Genomic DNA, 18567 nt, shown 5'->3' with positions numbered 1-18567 from the left:
GGCGCGTTGGTCAAGCGGTTAAGACACCGCCCTTTCACGGCGGCTACATGGGTTCGAATCCCATACGCGTCACCATTTGCCAAATACGGAGCTTGCTCCGATTGGATATACGATCTTCCTTCGTAAAAGCGTACCTTCGGGACGCGAAGCGAAACAAGGAACGATCATCTTTGAGCTGAAACCGAATGTTCACCGGATTTCGCAGCAAAAGCTACGGCATGCAAAGCGGAGCGAGGTACAAAGCGGGATCGGCACGCAAAGGGCGATTAGCTCAGCTGGGAGAGCGTCTGCCTTACAAGCAGAATGTCGGCAGTTCGATCCTGTCATCGCCCACCAGAAATCAAGACCTGTTAGCGCAGGTCTTTTTTATTTCTTTGCCATCGTTCGCCTTGTGACGACAGCGCGAATGGTGTATAATAAAATAACAGTTGCGGGCATAGTTTAGTGGTAGAACATCAGCTTCCCAAGCTGAATATGGGAGTTCGATTCTCCTTGCCCGCTCCATATGATGATACGACCTTGCGTTTTCGCAGGGTCTTTTTTTATGTAAAAAAGCGGTTTTGCATCGCCGAAATTTTCTGTAAAATTGGTTGAAATGGTGATTTTTTCAAGATATAATGAGAACATGGGTTAGTAGACATTCCTTGAATTTATTGATTATAAGTAATAATAACAATAATAAAAATAATGCTTTTCGGAAGCGTAAAGGAGCAATAGATGATGAAGAAGAGATTAGCTCTTATGGGAATCGGACTTGGTGCGATGATGATCTTGTCGGAGGGTGCAGTATGGGCATCGCCCGATGCGGGTGTGCAGTTGAATCAAGACCGCACATTTTTTGAACGACAACAGATTGAACGTCAGATGGAAGAAGAGTTGATGCGTGACCGTGGCGATATGGTCGAGCAGGTCGCGCCTGATGGTGCAGAGGCAACGCAGAGCGATATTACGTTCGTGTTGACGGATATCGTGTTCGATGAATCGACGGTGCTGACGGCAGAGGAGCTTGATGCGCTGAAGAAGCCGTATCTGCATACGTCTGTTACGCTCAAGAAGCTGTACCGTCTGGTCGATGAGATCAATGCGCTTTACGAACAGAAAGGCTATGTCGTTTGTCGTGCAGGTATCGCACCGCAGACGATCAAAGGCGGTGTGGTAAAGATATCGCTTCTTGAAGGCAAGACGGGATTCGTAACGATCACGGGCAACGAATCGACGGATGGATCGTATATTACGGACAGATTGCCGCTCGAAGAGGGCAAGGTCGTAAGTATGACAGAGCTTAGTGATGATGTGGTGCATTTTAACGGGACGAATGATGTACAGCTTCGTGTGCGCCTGAAGGCAGGTCATCGCGAAGGGACGACCGATTATGAGATCTTCGCATTCGAGCCTGAGCGAGAGGTGTGGAATCTGTTTACCGATAACGCAGGTGCGGAGTCGAGCGGCGAGTGGCGCGGCGGTCTTAGCTTCTATAACGCCAGCATGACGGGGAAGCGCGACAGTCTGCAAGTCGGGACGCTCTTTTCGGACGGTGTGAAGAGCGCTTCGGTGCGGTACGGACTTCCTGTCGGAACGAACGGTCAGCGCATCGACGTGTCGTTTGCGGCGAACAGCGTCCATACGAAGAACGGCGAGCTGGCACCGCTTGATGTCAGAGGTCATTCTTCGGCGATGGCATTGACGTATACGATGCCGATCAAGGTGACGAAGAATCATAAAGCAGAAGCCTCGCTTGCGATCGGTCATCAGGATTCCAAGACGAATTTTATGCAGTATGCGTGGGTAGATGATTCCATTACGAGCGTGACGGGTGCGGTGTCGTTTACCGATTACGGCAAAAACAGTATCCTTTATCACAGTCACAGCTATTCGGTCAGCGAGTGGGAGAATATCGAGTCGCGAGAAAAAACGTCTGGCAGATATCTTCTGACGGCGATGTATCAGAAGCTGAACCGGGACAGAAGTTTATTTACGATGCGTCTTTACGGGCAGGCGGCGCTTAATCATTATCTCGCATCGGCAGAGCAGTTTTATATCGGCGGTGTGTACAGCGTACGCGGGTATGAGGAGAACTATCTCAGCGCAGACAGCGGTCTGTCACTGAATCTCGAATATCGTGTGCCCGATACGCATCGCAGTGAATGGGTATGGTTCGCGGACGGCGGTATCGTGCTCGGACACAATCAATATGACGATCATGCGATGGCAAGTGTAGGCGGCGGCTATACGTGGAAGTTCGCGCCGACGGCAAGTGCGACACTTTTGGTCGGTGTACCGCTCGAGCGAGATTATAACGGCGAACGCATCGATGCGGTGCGCGTCCATGCGACGGCGAATTATCGTTTCTAGGGAGGAGGTCGTACTATGACGTTATACGGTAAAGGGGCAAAACAGAGCGAGAAGAAAAGAGAGCGTCTTGCACAGAAGGATCGTGCGCGCAGAGATCTCTTGATACGTTCGATCGCGGCGGCAACGACGTGTACGTTCTTCTCTCCGATGGTGGCATCGGCTGATGTTGTTTCGGGCGATAATGCTATCACGACAGTCAATAAACAGAACAATATCTACACGGTAGAGTCACATAAACATTTCGGCAACAGTGCGGTCAACTGGTTCAGTCAGTTCGGCCTTGGTGCAAACGAGATCGCCAATCTCTATTTCGGGACGCAGGCAGATAACAGCAAGCTGAATCTGTTCAATTTTGTTGACAGCAAGATAGATGTGAACGGTACGGTCAATGCGATCCAAAACAATACGATAGGCGGCAATCTGTTCTTCTTAAGCCGAGAGGGTGTAGCTGTCGGTGCGGGCGGTGTCATCAACGCAGGCTCGCTGACACTTCTCACGCCGTCGGAAGGCTATTATGAGAAGTTTATTAAAGACGGTGCGTGGAAGATGGATGCAGATGCGTTCGGTGCGGAGCAGGCGAAGATGGCAGAGATGAATATCCCGCTCAGTCCGTCGGGCGAGATCATGGTCAAGGGGAAGGTCTTTGCGCCGAACGGTATCGGTATGAAGGCGGCTTCTGTCAATGTTGACTCTGCGGCACAGCTCAAGACGGGTAATATCGACTTTACCGATCTCGTCAATGCAGGCACGACAGACAATACGGTGTTCGACGGCAGCCAAAACTTGATGGCGACGATGACGGACAGCGGTGATATTGTGCTGGCGGCGTATTCTGATGTGCGCAATAAAAAGGATGAAGATTTTACACAGACGATCCTCGGCATTACGGGAGCCGGTAATGAAACGGCGGATAACAATACGATAGAAGCGTCGGTAACGAGCAAGGGTACGATCGAAGCGGCAGGCGATGTGTCGATCACGGCGACATCGGCGAATGGTCAGGAATTTTATGCAGGCAAGTTTGATGAGCCGAACGAATTCGGCACGAATGAGGCGGCGGCATATCAGATCGCGCAGAGCGTGGCGAAGGTCAATGTCGCGGAAGGTACTGTCAGCGGACAGAATGTTACCATTCGTGCGGATGCCGACAACAGCTATATCGATACGGACTGTTTAGTCAAGATGATCGGCATCAACGCGCTCGGTGCCGTAACGGTCAATATGGACGCGGCGTATGCTGTCCTCGGTGGGAAAGCTTCGGTCGATATCGGTGCGCCTGCTGTGATAGAGGCAAAGAACTCGGTGCGTACGGATAGTGAAGGGAAAGCGATCGATGTACTTTCGGTGACAGCGAACAGCCGTGTGCAGGGCAGTGTCGGGGCATCGACAGCTATGTTGAAGGTCGCGAATATCAAAGGGACGAACGTGGTTCCGAGTGCGGCAGTATCGTATGTTGAGATGGATAATGAGGCGACAGTCAATATTGACGGTACGTTGAAGTCGAAAGGCAATACGAAGATCGAGGCAAATGCCGAAACACAGATGGTAGCCAAAGCGGCAGCCAAAACGACGACGATCAGCGGCAGTGAATCGATCGCCGATGTGGCAGTCGTCGTTGCGAATGGCGATACACGTGCGAATGTAACGATCGGCGAACAAGCGAAGATGGCAGAGGACAATCTCGTCGGTGACCTCGATATCGGCGCAGTCACGAGAAACCAAGTACATATCGAAGCAGAAGCAAGCGGCGGCAACGGAGCAGTCGGTGCAACAGCCGTCAACGTAACGTCGTATGACAGCTCTGCCGATGTCGTGATCGGTGCGGCGATAGAAGCCGAAGATATCTCCATCGTGGCCGGCAATTCTGTCAGTGACAATACGATCACTGCGAACAATCAGATGGGCAGTTCGGCGATGATGTCGAAGCTGAGTGAAGCCGCAGCATCGTCTCAGACGGTCAATGCGCTTACGAATAGTCTGCTTCCTGCCATCGTCAACAAATTGCCGCAAAAAATACAAAATGCAGTCAATGCTCCGACAACGGAAAATTTTGCCGATGAAATCGGTAAGGCAGTTTCGATCGGTGCATCGGTCACGGTCGTCGAAGAGATGAATAAAGCGAATCTTACGGTCAAACATGATGCGAGCATCGTTGCGCGCGGAACGACACCGGGCATACATGACGGCAAGGTATCGCTCGCGGCGAACAACAATATTCTCGATACGAAGATGTCTGCTGTCGGAACGACGAACAACAACGGCAAGACATCGGTGGATAAAGCGATCGTCAGCGCAGGCGTACTTGTGGCTGATATGGATAATGATGCGAATGTCATTATCGAGGCGCAGGATACAGCAAGTCATAAGGTGATCGACGGCGGAGATATTGCGGTGACGGCGTCGAACACGATGCAATACAATCGCGTGACGAAGATGGTCGGCGAGCTTCTCTGGGCAGTCGAAAAAGTCGAGGCGGCATTCGGTTCGTCGTCGGAGTATCAGGAAAAACTGGCAGAGATGAAAGCATTGCTCAAAGAAGCCGATGAAAAAGCGGCAGAAGACCCCGACTATCTCGAAAATACGGAGTTTCTCGATCTGGCGATGCAGCTCGGTCAAGCGGCGGATACCGTACGACTCGATGCCGAAGAGATGAGTATGTATTTTCAGATGATGGACGCTATTGCTATTATTGATATCTTTGCCAAAGCGGCTTCGTTTGCCGATCTGAACAATTATTCCAACTTCACCGTCAATAATACGACCGGTGGTAAATCGTTCGACCAAGGCGGTGCCAAAACCGCGATCGCAGGCAATGTCAATCTGGCAAGCGTATCGCATACAGGCAATGTCCTTATCGGTAAAAATGCAGTCATCGATGCAAAGGGCAAGCTCGATATTACGGCGAAAGGCAATGCGGAATCGGTCAACGTGACGGGCGGTCTTCCCGGCGGTACCGGCGGTGATGTCGGTCTGGGCGGCAGCTTCTCGCTTCAGCGATTCGACGTGGAAGATGTTGTTATGATTGCAGAAGGCGCACAGCTTTTGGGCAGTGCGGTGAATGTTCAAGCAGAGAACGATGTCATGCAGGTCGGTGTCGTCACGCAGTCGGGCATCAGCGGTTCTGTCGGCATCAGCGGTATGGTCAATCTGATGATGGGCGATTCGAACAGTCTTGTCTTTGTCGATGATGAAGCATCTGTCACGGCGAGAGAAGCGACGACAGGTGCTGTGAAAGAAGGCGTAAATGACGGCAGTATCACGCTCGATGCGCTGAATGATACAACGGTCACGAACGTTGCGGGCGGATTCAGCATGGGCAGTGATGTCAGTGTCGGTGTCGGCTTGGCATTGACGGATTATACGGTCAACAACATGGCAGGTATCGTCGATACCGACTATAACAAAGACTATACAGAGACAGAAGAAACGGACGAATCGACATCTGCCGTCAAACGGAAAAACAGCGTTGCACAAGCGATGCAGGCGGCACGTGCGGCAAGCGGTCTGACGAATCAGCAGTCGGCATCTTTGCTCGGCTCGACTGCGACGGATATAGATGGGACGATCACGGCGAACAGTTTGCACGCGAATGCTCTGACCGAAGGCACGATCAATGCTGTCAGCGTCGCGGGCGGTATCGCGGTATCGGATGACAGCGGTGAGCCCGGGATCTTTGACAAGCTCGGTAATTGGTTCAACAATACGAAGCTGGTGAAAGGGATCAAAAACGTAGAAAATTGGGCACTGGGGAAAGTCAATACGCTCGACGGCAAGATCGGCGGAGCGATCAATGATAAATTCGGCTCGAATGTGAATAATTCGCTCAACAGCGGTACGACCGACCAAGGCGGCGGCAACAATACGGTGAATCAGAGCGGCAGTGCTACGCCGTCGGTCAGTATTGCGGCAGCAGGCAGTGCGTCTGTCAATATGATGGATAAAAATACGGGTGCCGTCGTTGATGGTGCGAATATCACGCTTCATAAAAATACAAATACAAATGCTGAAGACCAAGGGAGCAGTCTGTCCGTTTCGGCGAAAGATGAAGGTTTTGTCGGTGCGTGGAGCGGCAGTGCGGGAATTTCGTGGAAAACGACGACAAAAGCCGAACATAAGCAGACATCGGTCGGTATGGCAGGCGCAGTCGGTGTGAACCTTATCGAAGGCGCGGTGCAATCGACGATCGCCGATTCGACTATCACAGATGCCGATACGATCACGAATGTGGCATCGTCTGACGGGGCGACCGTGGCGGCAGGTCTTGGCATGACAGTCGTACATTCGGCAGGCGCGCAGGCAGGTACACCTGTCAGCGTGGCAGGAACGGTATCGGTGAACGATGTAGACGATCGCACATATGCTCACATGGACAATGATACGGTGACAGGTGATACGACGGTCACGACTTCGGCGTACAGCAGTGATCTTCAAGTAACGGGCGGCGTGAACGTATCTGCCGTATCGGGCGCAAGCGGTAAGTTCGGTTCGGCGGTCGGCGGTGCGGTGACAGTTGCCGAGCTTGAAAATGAAGTAGAAGCAGGTATTCATGGCGGTACGTATACGAATATCAAAGACATGCAGGTCAGCAGTATGATCGGTACGCGCCAGATCGGTACGGCGCTCGGTGTCGGCGTACAGGCAGGCTCGCAGAAAGGATTCGCTTTTGAAGGGGCGGCTGTCTACAATGAGCTGGAGAACAAAGTAAATGCCTTTATTGATGGGGCAACTATTACGGCAGGTAAAGTCGATGTCATTGCGAAAGATACGCTCGCATCGGCAAGTGAGTGGAAAACATATATCGAAGACCGCGGTCTTGATGCCGATGGGAAGGAAACGAAAGACAATGCGGATTCGATCGAGGAAGTCGGAACTCTTGATGATGACGGGTCGCTTATCGTCTCGGCGGCTGTTGCTGTCGCAGGCTCGAGCGGCAACGCAGGTGTGGCAGGTGCGGCAGCGATCGATGAGATCACGAACGACCGTACGGCAAGCATCACAGGCAGTAATATTACAGCGGACAATGTATCGGTGAAAGCCGATGCCGATTCTCTTCTCGTCGGCACAGCGGCAGGCGGTGGCGGTTCGAAGAATTTTGGCGCTGTAGGCTCGGTCGGCTGGCATGAGGTCGAAAACGAGGTTACGGCAACAGTAGACAGCAGTACAGTTACGGCTGATTCGCTCGATGTTTTGGCAGATAACGATGCACTCCTTATCAATGTAGCAGGGCAGGTTTCGGCAGGCAAAAATGCCTTTGGGGCAACGCTTGCTTATCAAGGTATCGATAATATAACAGGTGCATATATCACAGGCTCTGTGCTTCATGGCGGTGATAACGGTATCGCCGTATCGGCGAAAGGTCTTAATACGGGCGATATCATAGGGGTCGGTGTAGGTGTCAGTGCGGCGACGGAAACGGCGGCGGTAAACGGTACGGTCGCCATCAATCGCGGTGCGAACGATACACAAGCCATCATCGGTAAGAGCGGTAATACCCGTTCGTCTGTTACCGATGCGAATAAAATAGAGGTCGAAGCAAACGACGATACGAATCTTGTCGGTGTCGCGGGTGGTGTCGGCGCGTCCAAAACGGCGGCAGTCGGCGGTGCGGTCGCGTATAACGATATCGGCGGTTCGGCTCTTACGACTGAAAAAGCCGCGCAGAATGTGACGGCAGGTCTTGATGATACCGATATCACGACGAAAGCGGACGATACGGTCATCACAGTCGGTGCGCATGACGATGCCGATGTCACGACGGCAGCAGTCGGTGTCGGCGGCAGCGGAAAAGTAGCCGTACAAGGCGCATCGGCAACGTCGCTCATCAATAAGAATGTATCGGCAACGATGTCGAATACGAATATCGACAAAGAAGCTTCGGGTGCATCGCGTGCGAACGTGACGGTAACGGCTGACAATACATCCGATATAGACGGCAGTGCATCAGTCGTCGCAGGAAGCGGTACGGCGGCGATCGGCGCAGGTGTAACGGTCAATCGTATTCAGCAAAGTGCGTCTGCCATTCTTTCGGGCGGAAAACAGAATGTCAACGGAATCGTCGTCAAGAGCACATCTCAGCCGACGATCTTCTCTGTCGGCATCGGCGGCAGTGTCGGCGGTACGGCAGGCATCACAGGCTCGATAGCAGTTAATATTCTCGAAGATAACAGCATTGCCGAGATCATGGGCGGTGCCGATATTACGGCAGAAGGCAGTGTCGGTGTCATCTCCGAAAACGACCAGATCATTTCCAACTACGCAGGTACATTGAGCGGCGGCGGTACGGCGGCAGTCGGTGCCTCGGTCGGTGTCAATCTACTGACGGGTGATTCGAAAGCAAGCGTAAGCGATGCGACGATCACGGCAAAAGGCAATACGATGCATACTGTCACGACGAAGAGCGATGTGGCAGACGATGCTATCGTCGATACGGTCGCCAATGAGAACTCGGTCGATTCGACGAAGAATTTGAAAAATAAACGAAGCACCAAGATGCATAAGGGTCTTGTCGTAGACAGCTCTGCGACACGCGATCTGCGTTCGTTCATGCTGACAGCCGCAGGCAGTGGTACGGCATCGGTCGAAGCTACGGTCAATGTCAATTCGATCGAAGGCTCTACGATCGCGACAGTCGATCATTCGACGATCAATAAGAGCGGTGCTTTGGCAAACAGTGATGTAACGGTTCGCGCACATGATTATACGAACAGCACAGGCCTTGTCGGCGGTGCGGCAGGCGCGATGAATGCAGGGATAGCACCTGCATCCGATACGAATCTTTTGGACAGAACGGTGCGCGCTTCGATCACAGATAAGACAGCAAGCGGCAGTAACAAAATGACGATCAACGCAAATGACGTATCTGTATCGGCAGAGAGCAAACAAGGCATCTCCTCGTTCGGTGTGGGCGCGGCAGGTGCGATCGAAGGTGCGGCAGTCGGAGCTGTTGTTTCCGTCACGACGATGGACGGCGTGACAGAGGCTGTCGTGGAAGATGCGACGATCACAGCAGATACATCCTCCGTTAAAGCAGATCATCTCAGCAGAACGAACGCAGGCAATGTCAGCGTCGGGGCTGCGGCGATCGGTGCAGGTGTCGGTGCGGCGATCGGCGTTATGACAGACGATTCTCAGACGCGTACTCTTATCAAAAACAGCACAATCAGCACCACAGGCGATCATACTGTCGAAGCAAGCAATCGGACTGCGGTCAACAGCTGTTTTGTATCGACGGGTGTCGGTGTTGTCGGCGGCGGTGTAGCAGGGTCTGTCATCGTCAGCAACATCAACAATACGGTAGAAACGACGGTAGAGGATAGTACACTCGACGGCTTTGATGTGACGGTAAAAGCGAACAACAGTGTCGATATCGATGCGGACAACGTCGCTGTCGGTGCAGGCGCAGGCGGTGTCGGTGCAGGTGTTGCCGTCAATACGATCGACAGCAAAACGACAGTCACGGTAGACCATGCGACGATCACAGCAAATGACGATGTCACCATCGGTGCAGAGGAAGAACGCGATATCGACCATGTCAGCGGCGGCGGTGCAGGCGGTGTCGGCGGTATCAATGCCAATGTCATGGTAACCAATATCGGTAAAAAAATAGACGATACGAATATGGTCATCGACGGCGATGTAGATGTCAAAGATCTGATCGGTTTTGCCAACGACGAAACGCTCAAAAATATAGGTGGCCTTACGAAAGGTCTGTCGCAGACAGAAAAAGAAAAAGCCAACCAAGCACAAGGAAAAGCAGGATTCGGCACGGGCGATTCGCTCGTATCGACAACCGTAAGTCAAACAACGATCACGGCAAATGGCGATGTCGATATCGTGACAGATGTACGGGAAGCATTCAAAGCCGAAAACGGTACGGTCGCGGCAGGTGTCGGTACGATCCTTGCGACAGTCGGAGCATTGGATCTGCATCATAACGTCATGACAAACGTGACCGATCAGACTTCTGTTACGGCTGACTCGATCGACGTTTTGGCGACAGCAGGCAATATGGTCGGCAAGGATATCCATGTCACATCATGGCAAGGCTCGGTCGCCGCGGCAACGATCGGTGCGGCTGTCAGCGATATTGATGTTGACGGTAATATTGCGGTAAATGTGTCTGATGCGACGATGTCGGGCAATAAGGTAATACTTCGCGGTACAGACGATACGAGCATGACAGCCGAATCGTTCGGTGTACAAGGCGGTGCGGTCGCAGTCGGTGCGCTTGCAGCCGATGCGCACAATGACAGTGATGTTTATGTAACGGCGAAAAACAGCAAGCTGAACAAAGACAAAGCGAACGCTGCGACTGTGATCGAAGCGAAAAAAGATAACCAAGTCAATGCCGAGATCGAAGGCGGAGCAGTCGGCCTCGTCGATGGTGTCGGTCTTAGCAGTACTGCAAGCGATAAAGGCAGTGTCAATGTTACGCTTGATAAAAATCAGATCGGCGGTAAGAAGATCGAAGCCAAAGCGACTGCTGTTCCGCGTGTCAATGCGATCGTCGATAACGATGCTTACGGCATCTTGGCGATACAGGTCAGTGAAGCGACTGCTCGTGCGATGACAAGTACGAATCTTACGGTATCGGACGGCAACGAGCTTCTCGCAGACAACGTCTTATTGGAAAGTGCTGTCGGTACAGGAAATGAAACGACTGCCAAAGCAGACGTTGTTTCGGTAAACGGAAGTGCCATTGCGGCGAGCGGAAGTACGAGCGAGGCAGAGGTCGAAGCGCAAGCGAACGTGATCGTCGGAAACAGTACGTATAAGGATACGACCAAGCTGACTGTTGTCGGTGCGACCAAGACAAAAGCCGAGTCTGACATCGAAAACCTCAATATCGGTATCGGCGTTGCAACAGGCAACAATGCCGCAACGAGCACGACTGACAATACGACTTCTGTCTATGTATTGGGAAACGGTACAGTCGGGGCGCTGACTGTCAAAGCAGACAGCAAGGCTGATAATGATGCCAGAGCAGAATCCGACGGCGGCGGGATCTTGTCTGCCGACGAAGCGGCACGTGCCGAAAGCTACATGGACAACGATGCGAATGTCAATGTAAGCGGTAACTGGAACGTCGCAGGATCGGTCGAGATCGAAGCTGTCCAAACAGATCGTTCCAATGTCAATGCCGATGCGGTTCGCGGTGGTGCGGCGACCTTCAGTGGAACGACTGCCAAAAACGATATCAAAGGTGACACAAGCGTTGCACTTGGCGGTAATATCACAGCCAATGATGTCAAGGTGCTTGCGAAAAACGACATCCAAACGGGTGATGCGTACACGTATGCGGCAGAAGGCGACAACTACAGTGCAGTCAATATTCAAGGCAATGTAGCCACGATGACCGTGACGAAACAAGCAGACGTGGCGATCGATGCGAACGTCACGACAAACAAATATCAGACGTACGAAGCATTGACCGAGGCAGAGCTTTCCAACCGCAGTGTCGTAGAATGCGGTATGGTCATCGGGGATGGATTCGCCATTGCCGATACGACAACGACCGTGACCGATAACGTAACGCTCGGTCAAGGTAAAACGCTCGTTTCCAAGACGGGCGGAACAGGCAGCAACATTACGCTTGCGGCATCCGATACGCTTGATATTACCTCGACGAGTGAAGCAGATATCCCTGCGGCGGCAGTCAGCGGTGCCGAAGCCGAAACAGACACGAAAACGACAAGAAACAATACGGTCACAGTAAGCGGCAGCGTGCAGAGCATGAACGATATCAATCTGTATGCAGGCAAGGATGCGAGTGGGAAACAAGCATCTCTCACGATGGATACGTCGGCAGAAGCATACAATAAATCTGCCATTCCTGTTGCAGTTCCGTCGCTTGACCATCAACTCGAGCAAAACAATCAAGTCATCGTAGCGAGCGGTGCAACAGGTGAAAGTGTGCGCCATATCAACATTCATGCCAATGCAGGCAAAGAATCGATCCGCGAGATGACGGGACGATTTGCATGGTATTATGGCGGAACCGATCAAGAAGTATCGTATGTCGGTACGTCCGAAGGCCAAGAAATGAAAAGCAAGGTTTCGAATAATTTTGCACAGCTTGACGGATCGCTCACAACAGGCACGAACAAAACACAGAACGTAGTCATCAGCGGTATCGTAGCACCGCCGGGCAACGAAGCTGTAAGCGGCGGTGACAGTGATTATACCATCACACTCAACGGTGAAACGATGGAAGGTGCTGTTGTCAGCACGAAGGACTATGGCAATATGCTCTTTGATCGCTATCAGGAAGTCACGGCATTGATGAATGAATACCAAGGCAAGTACGGAGAAAGCGGCAGCGAACAAGACCTTTCTGCATATCTGGGATACAAAGCCGAACAAGAACGCATCTTGGCGCAGATGGACAGAGCAGGCTTGTTGGTTGCTGTAACCGACGGCAATCAGACGATGTATTATCCTGTCAAAGTAGCAGGCAATCTCATTCATGTCATAGAACTTCCCGACATCGTATCGTCGGGCGGTAATATTACTGTCAATGCCGACAATCTGTACGGCAGTGGTGCGCTCACAGCGCAAGGTGCGCCGCAGATCAATATTACAAACGAGTCTTCGGCATATTTGAAACTGAATGATCTGACGATCGGCGAGGTTGGCGGAGAACTCTTATATAACGGACAAAGTATTGCTGATAACGATAATGAAGCGATCAAAAAAATAAACCGCGATCAAAATAAGAATGTTGGGTTTGGTACGCTCGAAACAGATGACCCGACAGGGCATGAAGCAACGATCAATGTTCTCAGTACGAATATCGGCAAATTGAGCATCACGTCCGCAAGCCATAATAACAGTGATATACATGCGTGGACTCCGATCAAGACGGTCGAAGTAAGCGGTTCGGTAAGCAATATGCTCGGAAGTGTCACGATCACGAACGAAGCGGGCGACATCATTATTCAAGGAGATACAGTCGGCGACGGTGCGGGGATCGAAGCGAAAGTCGTGTCGCTGTCGGCAACGGGTGCTGTTGCACAAGGATATACAGACGGTATCGTTCATATCGGCGGTGATCCTCAGTCGTTGTACGCAGGTATAGCGAACGAAAACCAGACTGCGGCAAAGGATGTTTTGGATACGAACGGGTTGGAAAAAGACAAACACGGTATGCTCGAAGATTCGTTCTCGGACACCGAGGCGAAAAAGCAAGACGGCAGCTGGGTCGTCGGCGGCGAGGTCTATATCAACGCTTCCGATATCAATATCAACGGAACGATCCAGAGCGGATTCAGCAAATATCAAGTCACGATCGACGATAATGCCATCGCGAACATCAACTACAACGATGATGCAAAAGTCGCCTATATCAACGGACAAAAAGTCTATAAACTCAACGACGGCAATCGTGCCGTTCTCCGAAGTGACGGCACTTACATGTATGAAGTGCAAGCATACTATGATCCGAGAAATGACAAGATCATCGTAGACGATATCACACCGAACGGCGGTAAGATCTATCTGACGGGACGAATTGCCTCGACGGGCAACGGCAAGATCATCGCACTCGACGGCGGAGCGAATATCGACATTGTCAGCACCGCGAACAAAACGATTGAAATAGGCAAGATCGACAACGACCACGTCGATGGCCTCATTCGTATCACCGATCTTAATAAAGGCACAGAAACAGAGATCACCTCGAGCACCGTCAAGGTAACGCCGATCGGAGGCGGTACTTCTACTGCGACGGATTACAATTCCGGCATGAAGTATGAGGTCAAGGACGATCTCCGTTACAACTGGACGACAGGTACGGAAACGACGGAGAAAAAGACGTATCACAAAGAGTCCACGGAAGATTGGTGGGGCTTGGGCGGTGCCGATGTAACGGAAGAACTGGAAAACTACGAAGAAACGAATAGTCCGACCGACACGACATCAGGCAGCGGAAACAAATCGCAAGGTGCCTATATCGACGTTGTTGATGAGATCACCAACTTGGGCGGAGATGAGGCTCTCGGTACAGGAAAATATAAAGATTATTACATCATCTATGACAATGATGTAAAATCGAACGAACGCTCTGAAGTAGAATCGTGGAAATCGACAAGCGGATTCCTCGGCTGGTACAAAACGACGCACTATCGATGGACTGTCACGACAGGCTCGTCGCAGACATATCAGCACAGCATCAAAGCCGACCATGATATCGGGATTCGGTTCATCAAAGGAGAAGGTCAGCAATCGATCAATATCCAAGGCGCACAAGATGTCACTCTCGGCGGAACGATCATCAATACGAACAACGATTCTTGGCTCAACGTCACATCGGGCGGTGCGATCACGCAAGAGAGCGGTGCGACATTGGTCGGCAATCACCTTAATATGAATGCTCAAACAGGCATCCAAGGGATCGACGCTTTGGCGAAAAGCAATGATTCGGTAGAAACGCTGCTAAAAACGACAGTGGGCGACATTGATGCCGCGATCAACGGTGATATGGCTGTTAGCAGCGTAACGACAGGTCAAGGCAATATCAGCTTGTCGGCGACAGGCGATATCACGAGCTTAAACGGCAGCAGCATCGTCAGCGGCGATCGTATTGATCTCACGAGCGGCGGTGCGGTCGACCTTATCGTACACGGCGGACAAACGCCGTTTGTCACAGACAGTATGTCGGCAAGTATCAACGCAACTGCAAAAGGCAATATAACGCTTACGCAAGATGACGGTGATATGCGTATCGGCACGATCGTATCCGAGCAAGGTGATGTGACGCTTACTGCAAAAGAAGGCTCTTTCATCGATGCACTTACGGCAGAAGACACTGTCGACGACAACGAAGCGACTGCACGCATCCAAAAATGGCGTGATCTCGGCCTGATCGAAGGCGAAGGCGCATTCACGCAAAAACGTCAGCAAGATGCACAAAAATATCGGGAAGGTATTGCCAATGCATATGCGTACTATGCAGAGCAAAAAACATACTACGAACAGAATCCGAGCGAAGCAAAAAGCGAAACCTATCAAATGCTTGCAGCGAAGTTCGACGGATATGCTTCGGCAGATGACTTTTTGGCGGCGCAAACAGAAGGCACTGTATACCATGAGTTGACCAAAACACTTACCGAAAAGGACTATGACTGGACGGAAGAACAGCTTCTCTATGCGATACATGAAACTGTCATCAACAAAACAGGTGCAACACATCAAGATAAAAAAGCCAATATCACGGGTAAAAACATCACCTTGTCATCACCGAATGGCAGCGTCGGTATCAATGAAGATACTGTTGAGATCGTCAAGCTCAAAGGGCTTAGTGCAGACATAGATGCATTGAGAACACTTGCCGGTGCCGAAAACAGTGATATTCAATGGTATGAAGGAAACGATGATCCGTATGTAGCCGAAGATGGAACAACGCATTATAACGTTGCGGTCATCAACAGCAAAGTACCGCTTGGCATTGCCGCATCGGGCAACGTATCCGTCGATGCCAAAGGCGATATTCTCTTGGCAGGTCGTGAAACGAGTGCAGAAAACGCAAGCGATACACGCTACTCGACATTGACCGTTGATCGTATAGCAAGCCAAACAGGCGATGTGCGCATTTTCGGCGAAAGAGCACTGCGTGGATCGGATAACAGTGCGCTCCATATTCAAGGTGAAGATATCATCTTGGAAGGCGGCGAAGCAGGTATCGGCACAGCTGGCAGTCCGATCGTCCTCAAAGCCGGCGGAGAACTGACGGCGCGCAGTGAAGGCGACCTGTATATCGCACAGGTCGGAGATGATCTTGCTATTTCTGCCGTCTATGCGGCAGGCGATGCCGTCATATCTTCGCAGCAGGATATCTTCTCGCCGGAACATGATCTCGGTTATATCAATGTTCGCGGAGATCTTACGCTCAATGCGGGCGGTGACATCGGTACGGAAGAACTCGGATTGTGGGTATTGGCAGGAGGCAAGTCCGTCAATGCGACGGCCGACAATATCTATATCGACGCACAGGCAGAAAAAGGTGTCGCAGACAGCACGATCACACTTGGAAACATGACGGCCGAATATGCTGTTGAAGTAATGAGCGACAGCCGTATCGAAACGATCGGTACCATCACAGCGACAGGTGTATCCGCAACAAGCGGATATTCGGTATATCTGCAATCGGAAAAAGATATCACATTGACCGATGGTATGATCGAAGGAAATGCTATCGGCCTGGTTGCAGAAGGTCATGTGATACAATCCGCAGAACATACGATCAACGGTGAAGATGTTGTAGTAGGGGCAAAGGACGGTATCGATCTTGGCGGCGTGAACAATATCGAAGGACTTTACCTTGACAATGAAAAAGGCGACATCCGTGTAAACAATACGGGAGACCTGTATCTGGCAGCAGAAGAAAATGAAGGCAATATCACCGTAACCAATACAGACGGTATTCTTGCGCTTCAATCGTCGCTCTCGGCAATCGGTACAGGAAGCAATATCGTGTTGGATAATACCAATGGCGATATCTACCTTAACGATAAAAACATAACAGCAGATAGCGATGTGACGATCCAAACACATACACAAGGCGATATTATGGGAACAGGTACCGTTACGGCAACGACAGGAACCGTAACGATGCAGACAGATACAGGCGAAATCACAGTTATGTCTGCGGTGAACGGTGCTGATGTGAAAATCAGTACGCAAACAGGTAATATTGCTGTCGGTAATCTTACCTCAACAGGTGAAGCAGCAGTCAATACGGCAGAAGGCAATATTGACATTGAAAACCTTACCTCGACGGGTGATGTATCGGTCGGTACGGCAGAAGGCAATATTGATATTGCGAACCTTGATGCAGATCGTGATGCGACCATTGAAGCAGATACAGGCGATATCACGGTAGATACAGCTGATGTAGAAGGTAATGCGACCATAGGAACACAAACAGGCAGTATTGATATCGGTACACTTAGCGGTAACAACGTTGGTTTGACGACCGAAACAGGCGATATCGAAGCGGACGACCTGACAGCAAACGGCAATGCAGAAATTGCGACTGATACAGGCGATATCACAGTCGATACCGCCGATGTAGCAGGTAATGCAGATATCACGACTACAACAGGCGATATCACGGTAGATACAGCTGACATAGCGGGTACAACGAATATTGCGGCGCAGGTACAAGGCGATATCGGTATCAATAGCCTTACCTCGACGGGTGATGTATCGGTCGGTACGACGACGGGCGATATCACCATCAATGAGCTTGTTTCAGAGGAGAGCGCGACGGTTCAGACGGTGGTCGGTGCGATCAATGCAAATCGTATTACGGCTGATGATCTGGTTACAATGACAGTCGCAGAAGAGGGCGATATCACAAGCAGCGATATAGTACAATCGCTCAATGACAGCGTATCCATCTATACAGCGAAGGGCGATGTTGATCTCGCGGCAGTCTATGCGAAACAAGATGCATCGGTCGGCGCAGGGGACGGCGATGTGACTGTCTATACCATTGATGGCGAAAATGTTATTTTCACCGTTGAAAACAGTGACAAAAAGCTCAACGCTGATACGGTAACAACAGGCAAACGTGTCGATATCACGAGCAGTAAAACGAACATCGACACCATCAAGCAACGTGAAGATCGCGACAATATGCTCGTCATTTCGGCGCAGTCGCCTGATAAGGATATGCCGTTTGATTACCTCAATATCAACCATATCATTACAAAAAACGGTGTAATGATACCTGAACTGTATGGAGATATCGTTCGCATGCATGTCGATACGGAACGATTCTACCTGCCGAAACTGCGCATCGGCAAAGTCGGATACTTCAGCACAAACAGCACGAGCGTGACACTTTACGGCATAGCACCGTGGCTCGATCAGTCGAACATCCAGCTTTGGCATGACAGTGCGGATCTTGGTAAATGGACATCTCTTGCGTTCTTTGCACCGAAGACGATCTTTACTGATGCCGTCTATCTGAATGGGGACGACTGGTACGACGTCTATCGTCAGAGCATGAGCGGTGTCGATATGATGCGGCTCGATCTCGCGAGAGAAAATAGCTTGTATCATCTCGATGCTGAAAATTTGCGGAGTGCTGATGTTTATGCGCCGTTCATGCGTTATCTCCTTATCGACGACAGTCATTGGCAAGAGAATCTTCCGCCGATCGCCGACGAAGATGATATCGTGATAGAAGGAACGATCTGACAAAATAAAAAG

Annotated in this window: 2 protein-coding genes and 3 tRNA genes; all 5 read left to right on the top strand. The window is 51.0% G+C overall.

All coding sequences use genetic code 11. The features are described 5' to 3' along the window. The 5 genes from IJN28_02740 (at nt 1) to IJN28_02720 (ending at nt 18555) form a co-directional block, all read left to right on the top strand. Nucleotides 1-75: transfer RNA gene (locus IJN28_02740), tRNA-Glu, on the top strand. A gap of 185 nt (nt 76-260) precedes the next feature. Continuing rightward, nucleotides 261-336 (top strand) — tRNA-Val (locus IJN28_02735). A 94-nt stretch (nt 337-430) separates the two neighbouring features. After that, nucleotides 431-504: transfer RNA gene (locus IJN28_02730), tRNA-Gly, on the top strand. Nucleotides 505-720: 216 nt separating this feature from the next. Continuing rightward, on the top strand, nt 721-2352 hold the full coding sequence (locus IJN28_02725) for a ShlB/FhaC/HecB family hemolysin secretion/activation protein (protein MBQ6712689.1): 1632 nt from the start codon (nt 721-723) through the stop codon (nt 2350-2352). 15 nt (nt 2353-2367) lie between these two features. Next, nucleotides 2368-18555 carry a leukotoxin LktA family filamentous adhesin gene (locus IJN28_02720; GenBank protein ID MBQ6712688.1) on the top strand — a complete coding sequence of 5396 codons (16188 nt, stop codon included), beginning with the start codon at nt 2368-2370 and terminating at the stop codon, nt 18553-18555. Nucleotides 18556-18567 lie beyond the last annotated feature (12 nt).

The organism is Selenomonadales bacterium, from assembly GCA_017442105.1.
GTDB lineage: Bacteria > Bacillota > Negativicutes > RGIG982 > RGIG982 > RGIG982.
Note: the sequence above shows the minus strand (reverse complement) of the source record. Positions and strands in the feature narration are given on the sequence as shown.

Excerpts from the sequence above, each read along its gene's own strand:
- IJN28_02725 (MBQ6712689.1), top strand. The coding sequence starts at position 721 with ATGAAGAAGAGATTAGCTCTTATGGGAATCGGACTTGGTGCGATGATG.
- IJN28_02720 (MBQ6712688.1), top strand. The coding sequence starts at position 2,368 with ATGACGTTATACGGTAAAGGGGCAAAACAGAGCGAGAAGAAAAGAGAG.